Below are 22,248 nucleotides of genomic sequence, written 5' to 3' on the forward strand. Positions count from 1 at the left end.
GTGTGTTAAGTACTTCTTTTTGTAGCGCCGCGTCAGTTCAGGTAAGGGGACCAGGACGGTTCTCTGACTTCGCCTTGTGCGGTAGGAAGCGGGAGCCTTACGCGTCCATTAATGGACACGAGCATCAAGACTCCCCGGCCCTGCTGGCGGGTGGCGTAGATTACCATGGTGCCGTTGGGCGCAACAGTGGCTGACTCATCAAGGTTGGTATCTGTGAGGATTTTTACCGTTCCACGCTGCAAATCCTGGGCCGCAACCCGGAAATTAGTGAAACCATCCTGACGGTGAATCATCACCAACGTCTTTTCATCAGCTGAAAGCTTAGGATTGGCGTTGTAGTTACCGATAAAGGTCACGCGTTCCGCGCCCCCACCGCCAACGCTCGTTTTGTAGATTTGCGGCTTGCCGCCGCGGTCGGAGGTGAAGTAGATGGTCGAACCATCCTTACCCCAGAACGGTTCGGTGTTGATGCCTGGACCGCTGGTCACGCGGCTGATCTGGCGCGAAGCCATGTTCATCACGTAGATGTCCGGGTTACCGTCTTTGGACAGCACGAATGCCAGGCGCGAACCATCCGGCGACCAGGCCGGTGCACCGTTGAGGCCTTCGAAGTTGGTGATCTGCTCACGACGGCCAGTATCGATGTGCTGGACGAAGATACGCGGACGCTTCTGTTCGAAAGACACGTAGGCAATACGCTTGCCGTCCGGCGCGAAGCGCGGCGACAGGATTGGTTCACGCGATTGCAGCAAGGTAACAGCGCGCGCACCGTCGTAGTCCGAACGCTGCAGGGTGTAGCGAGTGTTGTCTACGGAGAAACGCTCGGCCGTTACATAAAGCAGACGCGTCGAGAACGCCCCCTTGATGCCGGTGAGTTTTTCAAACGACTGGTCCGAGATGTAGTGGGCCATGTCGCGCAGTTGTTCGGCGGTACCCGATACGCTGCCGGTCAAGACCTGCTGCTCGGTGGCCACGTTGAACAAGGTGTACTGGATCTGCAGGCGACCGCCGGCCGGCGTGATGCTGCCGACCATCAGGTACTGCGCGCCCACCGCTTTCCAATCACGGAAGATGACTTCGCTGGCCTGGGTCGGCTGGCTGATCATGTTGCCTTTCGGAATCGGTGCGTAGTAACCGGAATTGCGCAGGTCGTCACTGACGATCTGAGCCATGTCGTCCGGCAGCACGCTGCCGCCCTGCCAACCAAACGGTACTACCGCGATCGGGGTGGCCCGATCGCTACCGCTGGTGACCAGGATGTTCTTTTCATCCGCCGCCGCTATCCCTGCCATACAGCAAATAACGACAAGCATTCCTCGAAGAAGGTTTCTCACAAGGCTAGATCCTCAGGTGTGAATGTCATCTTGAATGAACGATAGGGAGCGAAGTCGCTTGGTTTCATTCCCTGCATCTCGGTCAACCGGCCAATATTCTTGACCGCGGCAACCGCCGAACTGTCGAACGAACCGTCACCACTGGACTTGGCCACGCTGACCGAAGTCACCGTACCGTCCGGCAACATGCCGATCTGCAGCACTACTGTCATGCCTTTGCGTGCCGAAGGTGGACGTGTCCAGCCTTCTGCTGCCCGCGCCCGAATCAGGTCGTCGAAACTGCCCGCGACTTCATCGCCACGCTCATCGGCCAAGGCTTGCTGACGCTGCGGCGTGTCGGAGAGCAAATCTGCCAAGGCCTGGGCCTTTTTCTCTTCGGCGGATTTACGCGCTGCTTCCTGGGCCTTTTTCTTGGTGGCATCGGCGGCAGCTTTCTTCTTCGCGTCGTCGGCGATTTTCTTCTTCGCCTCGTCTGCTTCAGCTTTTTTCTTGGCGTCTTCGGCGGCTTTCTTTTTCGCGTCTTCGACTATTTTCTTCTTGGCGTCTTCAGCGGCCTTTTTCTTGGCCTCTTCTTCGGCAGCCTTTTTGGCTTCTTCTTCAGACTTCTTCTTGGCTATATCAGCCAATTGTTTCTCTTCAGCTTTTTTAGCTTCGGCAGCTTTCTCGGCTTTCTTGGCTTCATCAGCCTTTTTCGCCTCGTCGGCCTTCTTGGCTTCGTCAGCCTTTTTCGATTCCTCGGCCTTTTGAGCCGCCTCTTCTTTCTTTTGTTCCGCAGCAGCCTTCACCGCTTCCTGCTCGACCTTCTTCTGTTCCATCTGTTCGACTTCAGTCTGGCGCGCGGCCGACTTCTGGGCCTCACCCGCAATCTTCTGATTGGTCTGGGTGGTGGCCTGGCTTTTCGATTTCAGCTGATACAGGGTCGCCTGCACGATCGGCTTGGCTGGCGGCAGGTCCGGGGTCATGGCAAAGCTGACGAACAGCATGCCAAAGACCAGGACGTGCAGGGCAATCGCCCAGACGCTAGGCCAGAAGAAGCTTTCCGAGGCGGACGGCTCTCGCTGTTGGTGCATCAGGGCGCCTCGGTAATCAAGCCAACGTTACCGACGCCGGCCTTCTGCAGCCCGCCCATGGCGCCCATGACGGAACCGTAGTCGACCGACTTGTCGCCGCGGATGAACACCTGGGTGTGCTTGCCGCCTTCGTTACCGGAGCGAATGATCTTGGTCACCGCATCGGTCATCGCCGGCAGGGTCAGAGCCTTGTCCTGCTGCTTCTGGGTGTCGACTTCGCTGCCAAGGTTCCAGTAATAGGTCTTGTCAGACTTGATCGAAATGGTCAGGACCTGGGTGTTGTTGTCTTGCGGCAAGGCTTCACTGGAAACCTTGGGCAGATCAACCTTCACGCCCTGGTTGAGCATCGGCGCGGTCACCATGAAGATCACCAGCAGCACCAGCATCACGTCGATGTAGGGCACTACGTTCATCTCGGCGACCGGCTTGCGCTTTTTGCGAGCTCGAGCGATTAAAGCCATTGGGAATTACCTGCTTATTCTTCGCTGGTGTGCACTTTACGGTGCAGGATCGCCTGGAATTCATCGGCGAAGGTGTAGTAACGGCTGATCAACGTTTCGCTGGTGGCAGCAAAGCGGTTGTAGGCAATTACTGCGGGGATAGCGGCGAACAGGCCGATCGCGGTGGCGATCAGGGCTTCGGCAATACCCGGGGCCACGGTGGCCAGGGTCGCTTGCTGGGCCTGGGCCAGGCCGCGGAACGAGTTCATGATCCCCCACACGGTACCGAACAGGCCGATGTACGGGCTGACGGAACCGACGGTAGCGAGGAACGGCAGGCTCTGCTCCAGTTTCTCTTCTTCACGGGAAATGGCGACGCGCATGGCACGGGCCACGCCTTCCATGACCGCTTCCGGATCAACACCCGGCTGTTGGCGCAGGCGCGAGAACTCCTTGAAGCCGGCGCGGAAGATCTGCTCGACGCCCGAGTCCGGGTCCGGGTTGCTGCCGGCCTGGCGGTACAGCTTGGACAGGTCGATACCCGACCAGAAGCGCTCTTCAAAGCTCTCCAGGGCACGTCGACCGGCACGCAGCAGGTTGCTGCGCTGAAAAATCATGACCCAAGAGGTAACCGATGCGGCTACCAGGGTCAGCATCACCAGTTGAACCACAACACTGGCATTGCTGACCAGGCTCCACATGGAGGAATGGTCGACGACGGTAGGTTCCACGCTAAATCTCCTGCTTTGATTGTTTACCCGCGCCGCTCACGGCGGCAAAGGCCGCACGTAGAGTTTCGGGAATGGCCCGAGGTTTCAAACTGTTGGTGCGCACACACGCCACCAGAAACTGCCCCTCACAGAGCAGCGTTGCATCCGTTGCCCGCCTGACCTGCTGCTTGAAACGCAGGCTGGCACGGTTCAATTCGATTACTTCAGCGCTGACCAGCAGCTCGTCGTCCAGTCGCGCCGGTGCGTGGTAACGCGCCTCGCTGGAATGCACGACGAATAACAGGTCCTCCCCTGCCAGCTGGGATTGGGCAAAGCCCAGCTCCCGTAGCCGCTCGGTACGAGCCCGCTCCATGAACTTGAGGTAATTGACGTAATACACGATGCCGCCAGCATCGGTGTCCTCGTAATAAACGCGACAGCGATGTGCGAACGACTGATCCCCGTTTTGCGCGCGCATACTCTAGTGCTTACTCCTCAGGTTGCCAATCCGGTCGGGCAACTGTTTTTTCATTCTCGAAAAACATATCCAGTGACTGAATGACGACGCCCGCCACTAGGACAGCACAAACATCGAATAAATCGACTGGCGTGAAGCTTTTAATCGTCCACTGCATCAAGGAATTCGTCTACCACGGGCATCTCACCCAATCGTGACGGAATGTTTAACCCGAAGTGCAGATAGGCATGGCGCGTCACCACCCGGCCCCTTGGCGTGCGCATGATATAGCCTTGTTGGATCAGGTATGGCTCCAGCACATCTTCGATGGTATGACGCTCTTCACTGATGGCCGCCGCCAGGCTGTCGACACCCACCGGGCCACCGTCGAACTTCTCGATCATGGTCAAGAGCAGGCGCCGGTCCTGATGATCGAAGCCGTGCTCGTCCACATCCAGCAGGTTCAAGGCCAGGTCCGCCACGGCTTTGGTGATATGCCCCTTGGCCCGAACTTCGGCAAAGTCACGCACGCGACGCAGCAGGCGGTTGGCAATCCGTGGCGTGCCCCGGGCCCGACGAGCGATCTCAAACGCGCCTTCCGGGTCCAGGGGCAAGCCGAGAATACTCGCCGAACGGCTGACGATGGTCGCCAGGTCTGCCGTGCTATAGAACTCAAGACGCTGAACGATACCAAAACGGTCTCGCAGCGGGTTGGTCAACATGCCCGCACGCGTGGTCGCGCCCACCAGGGTGAAGGGTGGCAAGTCGAGCTTGATCGAGCGGGCCGCCGGGCCTTCGCCAATCATGATGTCGAGCTGGAAGTCTTCCATCGCCGGGTACAGCACTTCCTCGACAATTGGCGAGAGCCGGTGGATTTCATCGATAAACAGCACATCGTGCGGTTCAAGGTTGGTGAGCAACGCCGCCAAATCACCTGGCCGCTCCAGCACCGGGCCGGAGGTGGACTTGATCGACACGCCCATTTCCTGGGCAATGATGTTGGCCAGGGTGGTTTTACCCAGCCCCGGCGGGCCGAAGATCAGGGTGTGGTCCAGGGACTCACTGCGCCCGCGCGCGGCCTGGATAAACAACTCCATCTGCTCGCGCACAGTGGGCTGGCCGATGTATTCGGCCAGGCTCAGGGGGCGAATGGCGCGGTCCTGGACTTCTTCACGGTCGCGCGGGCCAGTGGCCGCGATCAGACGATCAGCTTCAATCACTTAAATCATTCCCTTCAGGGCGCGGCGGATCATGTCTTCGCTGCTCAGGTTCTTGTCCTTGATGGCCGAGACGGCCTTGCTGGCCTCCTGGGGTTTGTAGCCCAGGGAGATCAGCGCACTGACGGCGTCGCTTTCAGCACTCGCGACCTGGCACGCCGGCATGTCCGGCTGGTTCGGCACCAGGGCAAACATGCTCGGCACCACCTCCCAGGCCTTAAAGCGGTCCTTGAGCTCCACCAGCAGGCGCTCGGCGGTCTTTTTGCCGACGCCCGGCACCTTGGTCAGTGCCGAGGTATCCTGGGCCGAAACGGCACGTACCAGCTCATCCACTTCCAGGCTCGACATCAACGCGAGGGCCAATTTAGGCCCCACGCCATTGAGGCGAATCAGTTCGCGGAAGAAGTCGCGGTCGCGCTTGCCAATGAAACCATAGAGTAGTTGCGCGTCTTCGCGCACCACCAGATGGGTATGCAGCGTTATCGGTTCACCGACCGACGGTAGGCGGTACAGGGTGGTCATGGGCACTTCCAGCTCATACCCCAGCCCGTTTACATCCAGAATCAGGTGCGGCGGCTGTTTCTCAGCCAGGGTGCCGCGCAAGCGTCCAATCACGGTTCAGATCCTTAAAGCTTGGGGGTCAGAGCGAGGTCTGACCGGAAATAACGATTGCGCTGATGCTATCAGAGACGCAGGCGCCCGCCACGACTGCGTGCCGTACCCAAGCCGTGAGGCAGAAGGCTGGAACGGGTATGCGCATGGCAAATGGCAATGGCCAGGGCGTCGGAGGCATCGATCTGCGGTTTTGAGGTGAGCTTGAGCATGTGCATGACCATCATCTGCACCTGCTCTTTATTTGCCGCTCCGGTGCCGACCACGGCCTGCTTGACCTGGGTCGCGGTGTACTCGGCGATCTCCATGCCCTCCTCGGCGCCGGCGACGATGGCGGCGCCACGGGCCTGGCCAAGCTTCAACGCCGAATCAGCGTTTTTTGCCATGAACACCTTTTCGATGCCCATGGTCACCGGTCCGTAGGTCTGGATCACTTCACGCACGCCACGATAGACGATCTGCAGGCGCTCAGCCAACTCGCCCGCGCCGGTACGGATACAGCCCGAGGCCACATACACGCAACCACGCGGGGTGTGTTGCACCACGCCAAAACCGGTGATGCGCGAACCGGGGTCGATACCTAGGATTAAAGTCATAACGCCTGCGGGTTGGGTAAACACAATTTTTGATACACCGTAGCTCCAATGTGGGAGGGGGCTTGCTCCCGATGGCAATCGTCCAGTTAGACATAAGCTGACTGATACACCGCCATCGGGAGCAAGCCCCCTCCCACATTTGGATCTACGTCATTCTTCAGCCTAGCTGTTCGGCCACTGACTCCGGGATGTCGGCATTCGAGTACACGTTTTGCACATCATCCAGGTCTTCGAGCATGTCGAGCATCTTCAGCACTTTCTGCGCACCGTCCAGGTCCAGCTCGGCACTGGTGGTCGGCAACATCACGATCTCGGCGTCGGAGCCTTTGAAACCGGCCGCTTCCAGGGCGTTACGCACGGCGTAGAAGCCGGCGAACGAGGTAAACACGTCGATGGAGCCATCTTCATTGGTCACCACGTCGTCGGCATCCGCCTCCATCGCCGCTTCCATCAGCGCATCTTCATCCACACCCGGCGCGAAGGAGATCTGCCCCTTGCGCTCGAACAGGTAGGCCACCGAACCGTCAGTCCCCAGGTTACCGCCACACTTGCTGAACGCATGACGCACGGCGGCGGCGGTACGGTTGCGGTTATCGGTCATGCATTCGACCATTACTGCCACGCCACCTGGGCCGTAGCCTTCGTAGGTCAGCTCGACCATATCGTCGGTGTCGGCAGCACCCGCGCCACGGGCCACGGCACGGTCGATGATGTCACGACTCATGTTGGCGCCCAGAGCCTTGTCCAGCGCCAGGCGCAGACGCGGGTTGGAGCCCGGGTCACCACCGCCCTGGCGGGCAGCGACCGTCAGCTCGCGAATCCACTTGGTGAAGATCTTGCCTTTCTTGGCATCCTGACGCTCTTTGCGGTGCTTGATGTTCGCCCACTTGGAATGGCCAGCCATAACACAACTCCGAAATTCTCTAGAAACCTTATCAACCCCACCCTGGGTGGGATACACCCCTTGTAACGCAAAGGCGCATCCGAAGATGCGCCTTTTTTGACTGCGTAAACCTCAGTGCGCTTTCACGCAGCAGCCTTACTCAGCCTTCGGCGTCTCGCGCAGGCGGATATGCAGCTCGCGCAGCGCCTTGGCATCCACCACACCTGGAGCCTGGGTCATGACGTCCGCAGCACTCTGGGTTTTCGGGAAGGCAATCACTTCACGGATCGACTGGGCGCCGGTCATCAGCATTACCAGACGGTCCAGACCGAAAGCCAGGCCACCGTGGGGCGGCGCGCCGTATTTCAGGGCGTCGAGCAGGAAGCCAAATTTCTCTTCCTGTTCCGCTTCGTTGATGCCCAACAGGCGGAACACCGCTTGCTGCATCTCCTTGCGGTGGATACGGATCGAACCGCCACCCAGCTCAGTACCGTTCAACACCATGTCATACGCGCGGGACAGCGCGCCTGCCGGGTTGGCTTCCAACTCTTCAGGCGAGCACTTCGGCGCGGTGAACGGGTGGTGCAAGGCGCTGAAGCTGCCGTCGTCATTTTCTTCGAACATCGGGAAGTCGACGACCCACATCGGCGCCCACTTGCAGGTCAGCAGGTCCAGGTCGTGGCCCAGCTTGATCCGCAGCGCGCCCAGGGCTTCGCTGACGATCTTGGCTTTGTCGGCGCCGAAGAACACGATGTCGCCATCGACCGCACCGACGCGATCCAGGATCACGTTCAGGTTGGCTTCCGGGATGTTTTTCACGATCGGCGATTGCAGGCCGTCAACGCCATTGGCGCGCTCATTGACCTTGATGTACGCCAGGCCCTTGGCACCGTAGATGCCGACGAACTTGGTGTAGTCGTCGATCTGCTTGCGCGGCATGCTCGCGCCGCCAGGCACGCGCAGGGCGGCGATGCGGCATTTAGGGTCGTTGGCCGGCCCGCTGAACACCTTGAAGTCGACATCCTTGAGTTGGTCGGCCACGTCCACCAGTTCCAGCGGGTTACGCAGGTCTGGCTTGTCGGAACCGTAGCGGCGCATGGCTTCTTCGAAGGTCATGTGCGGGAATTCGCCGAACTCCAGGTCCAGCACTTCCTTGAACAGGTTGCGGATCATCTGCTCAGTGATACCCATGATCTCTTTTTCATCGAGGAAGCTGGTCTCGATGTCGATCTGGGTGAATTCCGGCTGACGGTCGGCGCGCAGGTCTTCGTCGCGGAAGCACTTGGCGATCTGGTAGTAACGGTCAAAGCCGGCCACCATCAGCAGTTGCTTGAACAGCTGCGGCGATTGCGGCAAGGCGAAGAAACTGCCGGCGTGGGTACGGCTAGGCACCAGGTAGTCACGCGCGCCTTCCGGGGTGGCCCGGGTCAGGATAGGCGTTTCGACGTCGAGGAAGCCGTTCTCGTCGAGGAAGCGGCGGATGCTGGTGGTCATGCGCGAACGCAGGCGCAGCTTCTCGGCCATTTCCGGACGACGCAGGTCAAGGAAGCGGTAGCGCAGGCGGGTTTCTTCGCCGACGTCGGAGTATTCGTTGAGCGGGAACGGCGGGGTTTCCGATTCGTTCAGTACTTCCAGCTCGTAGCCCAGCACTTCGATCGCACCCGACGCCATGTTCGCGTTCACGGCACCGGCCGGACGCAGGCGAACCTTACCGGTGATCTTCACGACGTACTCGCTGCGCACGCGGTCGGCGGCGGCGAAGCTCTCGGCGCGGTCCGGGTCGAACACCACCTGGGCCAGACCATCACGATCGCGGATATCGAGGAAAATCACCCCGCCGTGGTCGCGGCGACGGTGAACCCATCCGCAAAGAGTGATTTCCTGACCATCCAGGGTCTCGTTCAGTTGGCCGCAATAGTGGCTGCGCATCATGGTAGTGGTTTCACTTCTCGTAATTCGAAATTCGGTGGAGGCCCGCCTCGTCACCGTACATTAAAGCAGGGGACGGATAATGCAGGAGCCTGCGCGTAGAGTTCAACTCAGTCTGCTTTGTCGCCGCCCGCCAGGTTCTTCTTCGAGCCGGTCTTGAAGTCGGTCTCGTACCAGCCGCTGCCGCTCAGGCGGAAGCCCGGCATGGACAACATCTTCTTGAGCTCCGGTGCCTGGCAGGCAGGGCAATCGACCAGCGGCGCTGCGCTGATCTTCTGGATGGCTTCCAACTGATGTCCACAGGAAGCACATTGATAGTCGTACATGGGCATGGCGATGTCTCGGCGATCGATCGTTACTGTGCCGCGCCCGCTCCTGATAGAGAGCAGAGGGAGAAAGCCCCGGCAGCAGCAAAGCGCGGGATTATATCTGGTAAATCAAGGCAGCGCAGCCGGCTTTCTGCCCGGAGCATGGTCCACCTCAACGGCGGACCAGCCCGGAGGCCTGCCGATTACTCAGGGTTCGGTGAGGTAGCACGGCCTTTTAACAGATGAACCACACACACCACCCTGACCAACCCACTGAAGTTCTTCACTCCTCCATACCGCAAGTGCACTTCCCGATCGACATAGGACAGCAATGCACTGACAGAGCAGGCATTGATCCTGGCTATTTCCGTGAGGATATTCCAATAGATCTGCTCAAGCCGAAGACAAGTGGAAAACCCATTGAGCCTTACCGATCGGGACAATGGCTTGGCCAGCCCCATATCGAAACCCTTGGCGAAGGGGTCGACGTTTATCTTGTGGAAACCACCGGTTTCCATCACTCCAACATCCACTCCACGTGACATACACCTGACACTCCATTGCCAAACAACAGCCCATGGGTTCTCCCATTGGACAGTAGCCCTATAAGACAGCAGGACGAGGCAGGCAGCCAGAAGACGGGGCGTTGATAGGCGTAGGACAACGCCAGGAAATGCGTGGAAACAAGCAAGTGGCGCCATAACGGCGCCACTGCGGGTGACGGTTACTGGTTTTCGAGCAGGGAGCGAAGCATCCACGCGGTTTTCTCGTGAACCTGCATGCGCTGGGTCAGCAGGTCCGCGGTCGGCTCATCGCTGACCTTGTCGAGCAACGGGAAAATACCGCGTGCGGTACGTGTGACCGCCTCCTGGCCCGCCACCAGTTGCTTGATCATCTCTTCTGCGCTGGGTACGCCCTCTTCTTCCTTGATGGAGGAAAGTCGGGCATAGATCGAATAGGCGCCCGGCGCCGGGAAACCCAGGGCACGGATACGCTCGGCTATGGAGTCCACCGCCAGCGCCAGCTCGTTGTACTGCTCTTCGAACATCAGGTGCAGCGTGCGGAACATAGGGCCCGTGACGTTCCAATGGAAGTTATGGGTCTTCAGGTACAGTACATAGGTATCGGAAAGCAGTCGTGAAAGCCCATCGACGATGGATTTACGATCTTCTTCACTGATACCGATATCGATTGCCATGTTTATCCCCTTCAATTGACAAGCATTCATTGATCAGGTGCAGGACCACTCTAGCAAGAGCGCCGGAGATACGCAGCCCGACACCCTCGGGCGAGATGCGGCAAATCGTCCCTGCACGACCGATCAGCACTTGCAGGACAAGCCTTTGGGGCGCATAGGAAATTTCCTTTGAAGCCGCCTGAAACACCTGCACATGTCTAGGACAAGCGTTTCCCGCAGAAATGCCGTGCCCCTTTCAGCCCCGGAAAATGCTTGATTTGAGTAGGCACGGCCTTTGCTGTTAAATAGGCAGCGTGTCGCCGCCGTTAATTTCCACGGCAAGCGGCATAGGCTGATACCCGCGCACGTGCCCAGCGCCTCCCATTGTTCAGAAGCGAACCGTGCCAGTCAGCTCTTCCTTGTGATCCGTCTTAACGTGAGTTAATCAAAATGTTGAAAATCGTCCACCTGCTAACGGGCGTTGCAGCGTTGCTGCTGTCCTTTATCCCGAGCCTGCAGCCTGAAAGCCTGCCCTACCTGCAACAACACGACGCTCTGTACCTGGCCTTGTTCGGCCTTCTTAACCTGACGCTCGCTCCGGTAATCCCTTACTGGAACAAAGGCACGCGTCATCAACTGCAAAACCTGGTCAGCGCGCTGCTGGTACTGACCGTTGTCGTACAAACCCTCACCCTCCTGGCACCTATGCCTGAAGTCGGCGGCCACCCGGCCATCCTGCTCAGCCTGGTGATTGCTGTGGTCGCCATCGTTCTTCATCTGGCCATCAGCTTCTACCGTTCGTCCCCGGCGGCCGCGTCGCAAAACTACGACATGACCAATCGGGATACCGGTACCGTCAAGTGGTTCAACACCTCCAAAGGCTTCGGCTTTATTTCCCGCGATTCGGGCGACGATATCTTCGTCCACTTCCGGGCCATCCGTGGCGAAGGCCATCGCGTCCTGGTGGAAGGCCAGCGCGTGGAATTCTCCGTCATGAACCGCGACAAAGGCCTGCAAGCCGAAGACGTGATCGCTGCCCTGCCGCGCCGCTGATTCCAGCCGTCGCAGCAAAAAAAACCGCGATCCAGCTTGGCTGGGTCGCGGTTTTTTATTGCACTCGGATTAATAGTGCGGTGGCGGCGCCTCTTCTTCGGACGTCTCGAACTGGCCACTCATTTCTTCCTGACGCTTGAGCAGCGCGGTCATCTGCAGTTGCAGGCGTTCAACCGCGCGCTGCTGGGCGACCAGGATGTCATTGAGAGTTTCGATGGTGTCGTCCTGAAAGGCCAGGCGGCTTTCCAGATCGGTAACGCGGTCTTGCAGATCCATGATTCAGCCCTGGGTAAAGATGAAGTCGGCCGGCAGCAACTCGCGCAGGCGCACACGAATGGCCGCCACTTGTTCTTCAGTGTACGGCTTTGCCGGATGCTTGCCCCACACGGGTGCCGGCCAGGCGGCGTCATCACGCTTGCGTACGATCACATGCACGTGCAATTGGCTGACGACATTACCCAGCGCACCAATATTCATCTTGTCGGCGGCCAAACCTTCGTTCAGCCACTGCGCCAGGGCCGTTGTTTCCTTCCAGAGGATTTGTTGATCTGCGACATCCAGCTGAAACACTTCGCTGATACCGTTGATGCGTGGCACCAGAATGAACCAGGGGTAGTTCGAGTCATTGGACAGCAGCAGGCGGCACAGGGGGAAGTCCCCGATGAGCAGTGTGTCTTGTTGCAAGCGTTGATCTAAGGCGAACACCACGGGCACTCCGTTGGGCAGGTCAAGTTCAGGGCGCCAGCATACCTTCGAACGCCCCTGGCTTCACGGCGAATGCTGAAAACCGAATGCACCGCGATAAAAAACTGCACCCTTTAGAGGCAGGCCAATATTTGAGCTACGCTAACGCGGGCCTCCCAGGGGCGCACCAAAATGACCCACTTGTGCTTCAAAGGGATCCGCCGATTACCCACTCTCAGGGTGAACCGGTAACGTTTTTCTCTGGGACGGCATTTTTGCCTCACGAGTCAGGGACAACGCAGACGCGTCAAGCGCAAACAAAACGGCGTAAAAAGCCCGTGTTTATGAGGTCTTTACACGATTTTCACGTTTTTCACGAAAAAATGACATTCGATTACCGATTTGGGCGCGCTTGTTGCATTCACACCCATATCGTCGGCAACGACACCCGCTGGGAAGCAGGTGTTTCGCGATAGAAGAAAAGCAGCGTTTCAATGCGCCTCAAGGAAAACCTCAAACTTCTAAAGACGTTTGAAAACAGCATTGAAGTTGTCAGTCCCGTTACACTCGGACTGTGAATTTGCGACACGGAGCTAGCAATTTACGACAGCCTCGTAAAGAAGCTGAAAGGAAAGATGGGTAAGTATCGTCAATAGAGTCTGCGTGATATAACTTTGCGCCGACACAAAAAAGAAAGAGCCGCCCAGATAAAAATACAGGTGGGACGGCAGTACTCTTCCTAAAACCAAAGGAGCAAATCACGATGCGCGTGATGAAGTGGAGCATGATCGCCCTGGCTGTTTCAGCAGGCACCTCGCAGTTCGCAATGGCGTCCGCCCAGGACGATTCCAAGGGCTTTGTTGAAGACAGTACGTTCAGCATCAACACTCGCGCGCTGTACTTCAGCCGCGACTTCCGTAACAACCCGTCGGGCCCGACCTCACAAAGCCGCACTGAAGAGTCCGGCCTGGGCTTCAACGCCCTGTACCAATCGGGCTTCACCCAAGGCACCATCGGTGTCGGTGTTGACGTAATCGGCCTGTTGGGCGTGAAGCTCGATAGCGGCAAGGGTCGTGCGGGTACCGGTCTGTTCCCAACCGGCTCCGATGGTCGTTCACAAGACGATTACTCCAAAGGCGGTGGCGCCATTAAGTTCCGTATCTCCGATACCGTCCTGAAAATAGGTGACCAGTACACCACAGCTCCAGTGTTCGCGTCCGATGACAGCCGTCTGCTGCCAGAGCTGCCACAAGGCATCTCGATCACCAGCAACGAGATCAAGGGCTTGAAACTGGAAGGCGGTCACTTCACTTCCAGCGTTGCGCAGAACCAGACCTACCATGACAGCCTGGGCCTGACGAAGACCGACTTTGTCGGCGGCGTCTACTCGTTTACCCCAGAGTTCACCGGCAGCCTGTACTACGCGAAAACCGAAGATTACTTCCGCAAGTACTACAGCAACCTGAACTGGACCCATGCGCTTAGCGACGACCAGTCGTTCGCCTTGGACTTCAACATCTACGACACCAAGAGCGAAGGCGAAGGCCTGCAACGCGCTTCCAAAGACAGCGCGCTGCCATTTGATCAGCGTACCAAGCTCGACAACCGCGCATTCAGCTTGCAAGGTGCCTACACCATCGGCGCTCACACCTTTACCTTGGCAGCTCAGAAGGTTACCGGCGACGGCGACTACGGTTACGGTGTAGACGGCGGCGGCACAGTGTTCCTGGCCAACTCCGTTGCCCGTTCCGACTTCAACGCCGAAGGCGAAAAGTCCTACCAGGCTCGTTACGACATCAACATGGCAACCTTCGGCATTCCTGGCCTGAGCTTCATGACTCGTTACGTGACCGGTAGCGGCGCCAACACCGCCACGACGTCGAACGGTAAAGAGTGGGAACGCGACATCGAAGGTAAATACGTGATCCAGAGCGGCCCAGCCAAAGATCTGAGCCTGCGTATTCGCCAAGCGACCTATCGCTCGTCTGACGGCGTGTACTACGGTTCTTCGTCCATCGACGAACTGCGTCTGATCGCGCAATACCCGCTGAACATCTTGTAATTGCTGGTTCAATTACAACGATGACTTAAGGCCTCGGCCTTAAACAAAAAGCCGCTCCCCTGCTTACAAGGGAGCGGCTTTTTCATTGCAGTTTTATTTCGACAAATAATAACTAGCAAGCTAACTAACGAGATTCAGGTGACACGTTTAACCTGACCTGTCGGCCAAGTTAAACACGCTTCTTTCGTTTACTTCGGGGTTGCTTCCTGCATCACGCGAATAACTCGCTGCGGAAATGGAATATCAATCCCCGCCGCCTTTAAACGGTCGCGCGACAGTTCATTCAGCATGAACACTACATCCCAATAATCCGGGGTGTTGGTCCAGCAGCGCAGGGAAACGGTGATTGAGCTATCGCCCAAGGTCGACACCACGGCCACTGCAGCAGGATCAGTCAGTACGCGCGGGTCTTTTGCCAGTTCCAGCAGCACTTCACGCGCTTTTTGCAGATCGGCCTCGTAGTCCACACCCACATCAAACACCACCTTGCGGGTCGGCTGACGGTTGGTGTTGGTGATGATGCCGTTGGACAGGATGCCGTTGGGCACGATCACGGTCTTGTTGTCGCCGGTACGCAGCACGGTGTGGAAGATCTGGATGCTGTCGACAGTCCCCGAGGTGCCCTGGGCTTCGATCCAGTCACCGATGCGGAACGGGCGGAACAACAGAATCAGCACGCCACCGGCGAAGTTGGCCAGGCTGCCTTGCAACGCCAGGCCGATGGCCAGGGTAGCGGCACCGATGGCAGCCACGAACGAGGTGGTCGCCACGCCGATCATCGAGGCCACACTGACAATCAGCATGACTTTCAGCGCGATGTTCGCCAGGCTGGTGATGAAGTGCTGCAGTGCAAGGTCCGCGTTACGCATGGCCAGCAGGCGGCCCACACGGTGGGTCAATACGTTGATCAGCCACCAGCCAATGGCCAGGGTGATCACCGCCAGCAATACCCGGCTGCCGTATTCCATGATCATCGGGATCCACGACTGCGAAGTCTTGATCAAGTGATCCATTTCAGCGTTTAAATCCATGTAGCTTCTCCTGTGTGGCGGATGTGCGGCTTTATTGACTGCCTGGAAACGCAAATGAGCCCCGTGGGGCTCATTTGCAGGCGCGGGTTCTGGGGCGTGGGACGTCGAAAACGCACGCAGGTTCCCCAATGTGCCATCAGTCGCGGAAGTTATTGAACTGCAGCGGCATGTCGAAGGTCTTGGCGCGCAGGGCCGCAATGGCGTCCTGCAGGTCATCACGCTTCTTGCCGGTGACGCGAACCTGCTCACCCTGGATGGCAGCCTGGACTTTCAGCTTGGCATCCTTGATATGGGCGACGATCTTCTTCGCCAGCTCCTTGTCGATGCCTTCCTTGAGTACGGCTTCCTGCTTCATCAGCTTGCCGGACGCGTAGGCGTCCTTGATTTCAAGGCACTGTGCGTCGATCTTGCGCTTGACCAGCGACAGCTTGAGGATCTCGATCATCGCTTCCAGCTGGAAATCGGCTTCAGCGGTCAAGTTGACGGTCAGCTCCTTTTCCTTGAATTCGAAGCTGCCCTTGCCTTTCAAGTCATAGCGGCGGTCCAACTCCTTGACGGCATTCTCGACGGCGTTGGTGACTTCGTGTTTGTCCAGTTCAGATACCACGTCGAACGAAGGCATGTGATTTCTCCAATATAAGGGGCGGGCTCAGTAGAGATGGAGCGCGCCCGAGCTAAAATGCCGGGGCATTATAGCGGTTCTTTCGTCCCGTTCACTGTGAGCGACCCTACGGAGCAAAAACTGATGTCGACCACCTGGCATATTCTCGGCGCCGGCAGCCTGGGCACGTTGTGGGCCACCCGCCTGGCTCGCGCCGGCTTGCCCGTCAGGTTGATCCTGCGCGATGCCGCGCGACTGGCCAGCTACCGGGCTTCATCAGGCTTGACCCTGGTGGAACACGGCGTAGCCCATACCTACCCGGTGTTCGCCGAAAAACCCGACAGCCCCGAGCCGATTCATCGCCTGCTGGTAGCGTGCAAGGCCTACGACGCCGAGGGCGCGGTCGCACAACTGCAACATCGCCTGGCACCGGACGCCGAGCTGATCCTGCTGCAAAACGGCCTCGGCAGCCAGGACGCGGTGGCCGCGCAACTGCCCCAGGCTCGCTGCATTTTTGCCTCCAGCACCGAAGGCGCGTTTCGCGACGGTGACTGGCGCGTGGTGTTCGCCGGCCACGGCTACACTTGGCTGGGGGACGCGAGCCACCCTACCCCACCGCTGTGGCTGGACGATCTGCACGCTGCCGGCATCCCCCACGAATGGAGTACCGACATCCTGACGCGCCTGTGGCGCAAACTGGCGCTCAATTGCGCGATCAACCCGCTGACTGTGCTTTACCAGTGCCGCAACGGCGAACTGCAGAACCATCAATGTGAAATCGCTACCCTGTGCGCCGAACTTGGCGAACTGCTGGAATGCTGCGGCCAGCCCGCTGCCGCGCTGGATCTGCAGCACGAAGTGGAACGGGTGATCCAGGCCACGGCTGCCAATTACTCGTCCATGTACCAGGACGTGGCCAATGCCCGCCGCACCGAAATCAGCTACTTGTTGGGCTATGCTTGCCAGGCGGCCGCCCGTCACCAATTGAGCCTGCCGCATTTGCAACAACTGCAAGTGCGCCTGGTTGAGCAGTTACTTGCACGCGGATTGCCCAGCGACTGAGCCACGCGCTACCCTGCCCGCCTGTCTATCACCTGGAAAAACCCTGATGCCGCTGCGCCAGCGTCTAGAAAACCTACCGGTCGGGCAGAAATTGCTGGCCGCCCTGCTGGTGCTGCTCACCACTGTCCTGCTGGTGGCCAACCTGACCTTTATCAGTGCCGCCTACTGGATCTCCCAGGAAAGCATGGCACCCCAGGCCTTGCAGGCCATTGGCCGACTGGTGTCCAACCCGGCCCTCGCCGCCGAAGCCCTTGAATCCCCGGCCAAGGCTGATGCGCTGCTCAATGAACTGACCAGCTATTCGCCCCTGCGCGCCGCCGCCCTGTACGACGGCGAAGGCAATCGCCTGGCGCAGATGCAACACGGCGATCGCCTGCACCTGCCGGACAACTACCGGCATATCGAAGCCTGGCGAGTGACCGAATTTCGCAGTAACCAGGTCATCACCCTGCCCCGCCCCGGCCAACCGTCCGGTCACCTGCTGCTGGTGGCCAGCAGTGAGCTGCCGGTGGCTTTCTATACCGGCACATTGACGGCGAGCCTGGGCATCCTGATTTTCAGTGTGCTGCTATGGTTGATCATCGCCCGGCAGATCAAACGCCTGATCACCCGGCCGATCCATGAACTCGAAGAGCTGTCACGCCAGGTCACCCGCGAAGAGAACTACGCCTTGCGTGCCGGCCGGGGCAACCGCGACGAAATCGGCAGCCTGGCCGAAGCCTTCAACACCATGCTGTCGCGCATCGAAGCCCGGGAGCAGCAACTCAAGCGCGCGCGGGACGACTCCCAGGCGGCCTACGACCAGGCACAAGGTCTGGCCGAAGAGACACGTCACACCAACCGCAAGCTGGAGCTGGAAGTCCAGGTGCGCAGCAAGATCGAGAAAAAGCTCACCGGTTTCCAGAACTACCTGAACAGCATCATCGACTCGATGCCTTCGGCACTGATCGCCCTGGACGAACAGCTCTACGTCACCCAATGGAATCAGGAGGCCACGGCCTTGTCCGGCACGCGCCTGGATGAAGCGCTGAATCAACCGATCTACCTCGCCTTCCAGCCGCTCAAGCCATACCTACCGCAGATCAAGGCCACGGTGGAGCAACACACGGTGGAACGCATCGAACGCGTTACCTGGATCAAAGACGACGAACCCAAGCATTACGCCCTGACCTTCTATCCGCTGATGGGCGGTGCCGGGCGCGGCGTGGTGATCCGTATCGACGACATCACCCAGCGCCTGTCACTGGAAGAAATGATGGTGCAGTCGGAAAAAATGCTGTCCGTCGGCGGGCTTGCTGCCGGCATGGCCCACGAGATCAACAACCCGCTGGGGGCGATCCTGCATAACGTGCAGAACATTCGCCGTCGCCTGTCCCCGGACCTGCCCAAGAACCTGGAGCATGCCGAACAGGTGGGCATTGAGCTGGGCACGGTCAACCGCTACCTGCAAAGCCGCGAAGTGCCGCAACTGCTCGACGGTATCCAACAGGCAGGGGCGCGGGCGGCGAAAATCGTCACCCACATGCTCAGCTTCAGCCGCCGCAGCAACCGGCAGATGGCGCCTTGCGACTTGCCGGCGCTGATCGACCAGGCGGTAGAAATCGCCGGTAACGACTTTGACCTGGCTATTGGCTTCGACTTCAAGGGCCAGGCGATCATCCGTCAGTTCGACCCGCAGCTGGGCCCCGTGCCCGGCACGGCCAACGAACTGGAACAGGTGCTGCTCAACCTGCTGAAAAACGCCGCCCAGGCCATTCATCTGCGCGAAGACGACAGCGAACCGGGGCGCATCATCCTGCGCACGCGCCTTAACCCGCCGTGGGCGGAAATCCAAGTGGAAGACAACGGCATCGGCATGAGCGAGAACGTGCGCAAACGCACCTTCGAGCCGTTCTTTACCACCAAGGAAATCGGCCAGGGCACCGGGCTTGGGCTGTCGGTGTCGTATTTCATCATCACCAATAACCACAAAGGCCAGATGGAAGTGCATTCCACCCTCGGCCAAGGCACCTGCTTCACCTTGCGCCTGCCCTTGGCGGGCCAACTGCCACCTTACGAACTCACCCAACTGGAGCACTGACCATGGGCTTTCGCCTGTCGAAGATTTATACCCGCACCGGCGATAAAGGCGAAACTGGCCTGGGCGACGGTCGCCGCGTGCCCAAGGACCATCCCCGGGTGGAAGCCATTGGCGAGGTGGATACGCTGAATAGCCAGTTGGGGTTACTGCTGGCGTATCTCGAAGCGCTCGGCGGGCAGCATCCAGGCTTACAGGACGTGATCGAGGTGCTTACGCCTTGCCAGCATCGATTGTTCGATCTGGGCGGCGAGTTGGCGATGCCAGAGTACAAGGCACTGAACGCGGCGGAAGTTGATCGGCTGGAAGCGGCGATTGACCGCTGGAACGAGGAAGTCGGACCGCTTGAAAACTTTATCTTGCCTGGTGGTTCAGCGCTGATTGCCCAGGCCCATGTATGCCGCAGCCTGGCGCGCAGTGCCGAACGGCGCTGTCAGCATTTGAATGCTGTCGAGCCGTTGGAAGGGGTGGGGTTGGCGTATATCAATCGGCTGTCGGATTTGCTGTTTGTGGCAGCGCGGGTGATTGCCAAGCGCCAGGGTGTTGCAGAAGTGTTGTGGCAGGCGGCGGCAAAGCCACACTGATGATGATTCGGTGACTGACAGGGCCTCATCGGGGGCAAGCCCCCTCCCACATTTTGATCACATTCCAAAGTTGGAACTCGGTCGAATGTGGGAGGGGGCTTGCCCCCGATAGAGCCCTTCAGAGCACCATCAAACCTCAGGCCAGAACGCCCGAATCCCTGCGACACCTTGAGCCCCGGCTTCCCACGCCTGCTCCCGCTGCGCAGGCCCTACCCCACCCAACAGAAACACCGGCTTGCTGAACCCACGGATCAACTCCGCTGCCGGCTCCCAGCCCAACGGCTGGGCATCGGGATGGGTCTGGGTCGGCTGCACCGGCGACAGCGTGACAAAGTCCACGTCCATCAATTCCGCCAACGCCAGTTCTTCCGCGTTATGGCATGACGCCCCCAACCAGCGGTCCTTCGGCAATGGTCGACCTTTGCTCGCATATTTGCGCAGTTGGGCCGAGGTCATATGCCAGCCGGCCGCCGGGAAGTCCCCGAGCCATTCAAACGGCCCCTTGAGCATCAACTGCGCCTTACCGGCGCACAGGCCCACCGCATCTACCGCGAGGTCGCGGTATTTGGGATCGTAACCGTTGGGCGCCCGCAGCTGGATCAGCTTGATACCGCCGGCGACAGCCTTCTGAATCCCGCGCAAGAGCGTCGGCGTTTCCAGCTCGCCCGGCGTGATCAGGTAGTCGGCGGGCAAGCGTGCAGCAGCCACAATCGGCGCATTGGCCGCTGGGAACTCATAGTTGGGCAGATCGCGCGGGGCCACCCACTCCAGCGGTTGTCCCTCGGCACCGTGGGGCTCGCCGGTAAAGGCCGAGACTTCCCAGACATCCAGCAACACCTGTTTGTCCGGGTAGTCATGCTGCACCTTGATCAGCGGTCTCGCCGTGGTGACCTGGATGCCCAGTTCTTCCTGCAACTCACGGGACAGGGCCGTGGCGACCGACTCATCGGCCTCCACCTTGCCACCGGGAAACTCCCACAGGCCGCCCTGATGCTGGGTATCGGCACGGCGCGCCAGCAGGATCCTGCCGTCGACACCGCGGATCACCGCTGCTGCTACATGCACTCGTTTCACCGCGCTTATCCTCTTCTATCATGTGCGGTATTCCGCATTGATCTTCACGTACTCGTGGGACAGGTCGGTGGTCCAGATGGTTTCGCTGCACTCACCGCGACCGAGTTCGATGCGGATGGTGATCTCTTCCTGCTGCATCACCGCCGAGCCCTGGGCTTCGGTGTAGGTTTCGGCGCGGGCGCCACGGCTGGCAATGCACACGTCGCCCAGGAACACGTCGATCTTGCTCACGTCCAGGTCCGGCACGCCGGCACGGCCGACGGCAGCCAGAATGCGACCCCAGTTCGGATCGGAGGCGAACAGCGCGGTCTTGATCAGCGGCGAGTGGGCCACGGTGTAGCCGACATCCAGGCATTCCTGGTGGTTGCCGCCGCCGTTGACTTCAACGGTCACGAACTTGGTCGCGCCTTCACCGTCACGCACGATGGCCTGGGCCACGTCCATGCACACCTCGAACACCGCCTGCTTCAGCGCCGCGAACAGCGGGCCGCTGGCCTCGGTGATTTCCGGCAGGTTGGCCTGGCCGGTGGCGATCAGCATGCAGCAGTCATTGGTGGACGTATCGCCATCAATGGTGATGCGGTTGAACGACTTGTTGGCACCGTCCAGGATCAGACTGTGCAGCACATCGCGGGAAACCTTGGCGTCAGTGGCGATGTAGCCAAGCATGGTGGCCATGTTCGGGCGAATCATGCCCGCGCCCTTGCTGATACCGGTCACGGTAACCGTCACACCGTCGTGAACGAACTGGCGGCTCGCGCCTTTTGGCAGGGTATCGGTGGTCATGATGCCGGTGGCGGCAGCTGCCCAGTTATCCACAGACAAGTCATCCAGCGCGGCTTGCAGGGCGCCTTCGATTTTCTCGACCGGCAGCGGCTCACCGATGACGCCCGTGGAGTAAGGCAGCACCTGGCTGGCGTCCACACCGGCCAGTTGGGCCAGCTTGGCGCAGGTGCGCGCAGCGGCGACCAGTCCAGGCTCGCCGGTACCGGCGTTGGCATTGCCGGTGTTGGTCAGCAGGTAACGGATCGAGCCGGCAACACGCTGCTTGGCCAGGATCACCGGCGCGGCACAGAAGGCGTTGAGGGTGAACACGCCCGCAACGGTCGAGCCTTCGGCACAGCGCATCACCACCACATCCTTGCGCCCTGGGCGCTTGATGCCGGCCGAAGCGATACCGAGCTCAAACCCGGCAACCGGGTGCAATGTGGGCAAAGGACCAAGACCAACAGCCATGAATGCGCTCCTTAAATATAGGTGATGTCTGTGCCGTCGTGATCGACGGTG

At 59.4% G+C, this 22,248-nt stretch carries 24 protein-coding genes; 5 read left to right on the plus strand and 19 right to left on the minus strand.

Translation table 11 applies throughout. From position 1 onward, the window contains the following. Window positions 1–32: 32 nt before the first annotated feature. The 13 genes from tolB to HDC32_RS11075 form a co-directional block, all read right to left on the minus strand. Window positions 33–1,313, minus strand: a complete 1,281-nt coding sequence (gene tolB / locus HDC32_RS11015) for a Tol-Pal system beta propeller repeat protein TolB (RefSeq protein WP_043293513.1) — start codon at window positions 1,311–1,313, stop codon at window positions 33–35. Window positions 1,314–1,330: 17 nt separating this feature from the next. Next, window positions 1,331–2,404, minus strand: a complete 1,074-nt coding sequence (tolA, locus tag HDC32_RS11020) for a cell envelope integrity protein TolA (protein WP_053135848.1) — start codon at window positions 2,402–2,404, stop codon at window positions 1,331–1,333. Beyond that, window positions 2,404–2,856 carry a protein TolR gene (gene tolR, locus HDC32_RS11025; RefSeq protein WP_162276129.1) on the minus strand — a complete coding sequence of 151 codons (453 nt, stop codon included), beginning with the start codon at window positions 2,854–2,856 and terminating at the stop codon, window positions 2,404–2,406. Before tolR ends, tolA begins: the two co-directional genes overlap by 1 nt. A gap of 23 nt (window positions 2,857–2,879) precedes the next feature. Beyond that, a complete protein-coding gene (gene tolQ, locus HDC32_RS11030; protein ID WP_053135845.1) occupies window positions 2,880–3,575 on the minus strand; it encodes a protein TolQ in 696 nt (231 codons plus the stop codon). A gap of 1 nt (window position 3,576) precedes the next feature. After that, window positions 3,577–4,032 (minus strand): tol-pal system-associated acyl-CoA thioesterase, encoded by a 456-nt coding sequence (gene ybgC / locus HDC32_RS11035; protein ID WP_032890914.1) that lies wholly within the window; start codon window positions 4,030–4,032, stop codon window positions 3,577–3,579. Between the two features lie 140 nt (window positions 4,033–4,172). Then, complete coding sequence (gene ruvB, locus HDC32_RS11040; RefSeq protein ID WP_003193867.1) at window positions 4,173–5,231, minus strand: Holliday junction branch migration DNA helicase RuvB; 1,059 nt, start codon at window positions 5,229–5,231, stop codon at window positions 4,173–4,175. Further along, window positions 5,232–5,843: a Holliday junction branch migration protein RuvA gene (gene ruvA / locus HDC32_RS11045; RefSeq protein WP_184743939.1), complete on the minus strand. Its 612-nt coding sequence runs from the start codon at window positions 5,841–5,843 to the stop codon at window positions 5,232–5,234. It abuts the gene before it with no gap. Window positions 5,844–5,911: 68 nt separating this feature from the next. Continuing rightward, window positions 5,912–6,436 carry a crossover junction endodeoxyribonuclease RuvC gene (ruvC, locus tag HDC32_RS11050; RefSeq protein ID WP_024077147.1) on the minus strand — a complete coding sequence of 175 codons (525 nt, stop codon included), beginning with the start codon at window positions 6,434–6,436 and terminating at the stop codon, window positions 5,912–5,914. Between the two features lie 157 nt (window positions 6,437–6,593). After that, complete coding sequence (locus tag HDC32_RS11055; RefSeq protein ID WP_027605539.1) at window positions 6,594–7,340, minus strand: YebC/PmpR family DNA-binding transcriptional regulator; 747 nt, start codon at window positions 7,338–7,340, stop codon at window positions 6,594–6,596. Between the two features lie 135 nt (window positions 7,341–7,475). Then, the gene (aspS, locus tag HDC32_RS11060) at window positions 7,476–9,251 is read right to left on the minus strand and encodes an aspartate--tRNA ligase (protein WP_131697891.1); all 1,776 of its coding nucleotides are present in this window, start codon (window positions 9,249–9,251) and stop codon (window positions 7,476–7,478) included. A gap of 107 nt (window positions 9,252–9,358) precedes the next feature. Beyond that, on the minus strand, window positions 9,359–9,580 hold the full coding sequence (locus tag HDC32_RS11065; protein ID WP_010208103.1) for an FmdB family zinc ribbon protein: 222 nt from the start codon (window positions 9,578–9,580) through the stop codon (window positions 9,359–9,361). A 179-nt stretch (window positions 9,581–9,759) separates the two neighbouring features. Then, the gene (locus tag HDC32_RS11070) at window positions 9,760–10,101 is read right to left on the minus strand and encodes a ribbon-helix-helix domain-containing protein (RefSeq protein ID WP_131697892.1); all 342 of its coding nucleotides are present in this window, start codon (window positions 10,099–10,101) and stop codon (window positions 9,760–9,762) included. Window positions 10,102–10,280: 179 nt separating this feature from the next. Beyond that, entirely contained in the window at window positions 10,281–10,754 is a 474-nt protein-coding gene (locus HDC32_RS11075; RefSeq protein WP_003193874.1) for a Dps family protein, read from the minus strand. 429 nt (window positions 10,755–11,183) lie between these two features. Here HDC32_RS11075 and HDC32_RS32230 point away from each other — a divergent pair, with 429 nt between their 5' ends. Further along, on the plus strand, window positions 11,184–11,786 hold the full coding sequence (locus tag HDC32_RS32230; protein ID WP_005790922.1) for a cold-shock protein: 603 nt from the start codon (window positions 11,184–11,186) through the stop codon (window positions 11,784–11,786). Between the two features lie 69 nt (window positions 11,787–11,855). Here HDC32_RS32230 and HDC32_RS11085 read toward each other — a convergent pair whose 3' ends face one another. Both HDC32_RS11085 and HDC32_RS11090 read right to left on the minus strand, forming a co-directional pair. Continuing rightward, the gene (locus tag HDC32_RS11085) at window positions 11,856–12,062 is read right to left on the minus strand and encodes a SlyX family protein (protein WP_167655108.1); all 207 of its coding nucleotides are present in this window, start codon (window positions 12,060–12,062) and stop codon (window positions 11,856–11,858) included. Between the two features lie 3 nt (window positions 12,063–12,065). Beyond that, window positions 12,066–12,491 carry an HIT domain-containing protein gene (locus HDC32_RS11090; protein WP_131697894.1) on the minus strand — a complete coding sequence of 142 codons (426 nt, stop codon included), beginning with the start codon at window positions 12,489–12,491 and terminating at the stop codon, window positions 12,066–12,068. A gap of 742 nt (window positions 12,492–13,233) precedes the next feature. On the opposite strand from HDC32_RS11090, the gene HDC32_RS11095 reads away from it, so the two are divergent. Beyond that, a complete protein-coding gene (locus tag HDC32_RS11095) occupies window positions 13,234–14,532 on the plus strand; it encodes an OprD family porin (RefSeq protein ID WP_145337864.1) in 1,299 nt (432 codons plus the stop codon). Window positions 14,533–14,720: 188 nt separating this feature from the next. On the opposite strand, the gene HDC32_RS11100 is transcribed toward HDC32_RS11095, so the two are convergent. Both HDC32_RS11100 and HDC32_RS11105 read right to left on the minus strand, forming a co-directional pair. Next, on the minus strand, window positions 14,721–15,563 hold the full coding sequence (locus HDC32_RS11100) for a mechanosensitive ion channel family protein (RefSeq protein ID WP_131697896.1): 843 nt from the start codon (window positions 15,561–15,563) through the stop codon (window positions 14,721–14,723). Between the two features lie 136 nt (window positions 15,564–15,699). Beyond that, window positions 15,700–16,185, minus strand: coding sequence for a YajQ family cyclic di-GMP-binding protein (locus HDC32_RS11105; protein WP_053135814.1), 486 nt, complete (start codon window positions 16,183–16,185; stop codon window positions 15,700–15,702). Window positions 16,186–16,308: 123 nt separating this feature from the next. On the opposite strand from HDC32_RS11105, the gene HDC32_RS11110 reads away from it, so the two are divergent. The 3 genes from HDC32_RS11110 to HDC32_RS11120 are packed head-to-tail and all read left to right on the plus strand — an operon-like array spanning window position 16,309 to window position 19,887. Continuing rightward, complete coding sequence (locus HDC32_RS11110) at window positions 16,309–17,226, plus strand: putative 2-dehydropantoate 2-reductase (RefSeq protein ID WP_145337863.1); 918 nt, start codon at window positions 16,309–16,311, stop codon at window positions 17,224–17,226. A 46-nt stretch (window positions 17,227–17,272) separates the two neighbouring features. After that, on the plus strand, window positions 17,273–19,306 hold the full coding sequence (locus HDC32_RS11115) for a PAS domain-containing sensor histidine kinase (protein WP_145337862.1): 2,034 nt from the start codon (window positions 17,273–17,275) through the stop codon (window positions 19,304–19,306). Window positions 19,307–19,308: 2 nt separating this feature from the next. Beyond that, on the plus strand, window positions 19,309–19,887 hold the full coding sequence (locus HDC32_RS11120; RefSeq protein WP_184743942.1) for a cob(I)yrinic acid a,c-diamide adenosyltransferase: 579 nt from the start codon (window positions 19,309–19,311) through the stop codon (window positions 19,885–19,887). A gap of 129 nt (window positions 19,888–20,016) precedes the next feature. Here the strand turns inward: HDC32_RS11120 and HDC32_RS11125 are convergent, their stop codons facing one another. Both HDC32_RS11125 and argJ read right to left on the minus strand, forming a co-directional pair. Then, a complete protein-coding gene (locus HDC32_RS11125; RefSeq protein WP_184743945.1) occupies window positions 20,017–20,961 on the minus strand; it encodes a Nudix family hydrolase in 945 nt (314 codons plus the stop codon). A gap of 18 nt (window positions 20,962–20,979) precedes the next feature. After that, window positions 20,980–22,197: a bifunctional glutamate N-acetyltransferase/amino-acid acetyltransferase ArgJ gene (argJ, locus tag HDC32_RS11130; protein WP_027605527.1), complete on the minus strand. Its 1,218-nt coding sequence runs from the start codon at window positions 22,195–22,197 to the stop codon at window positions 20,980–20,982. Window positions 22,198–22,248 lie beyond the last annotated feature (51 nt).

It is taken from the genome of Pseudomonas sp. JAI120, from assembly GCF_014207255.1.
Taxonomy (GTDB): Bacteria; Pseudomonadota; Gammaproteobacteria; order Pseudomonadales; family Pseudomonadaceae; genus Aquipseudomonas.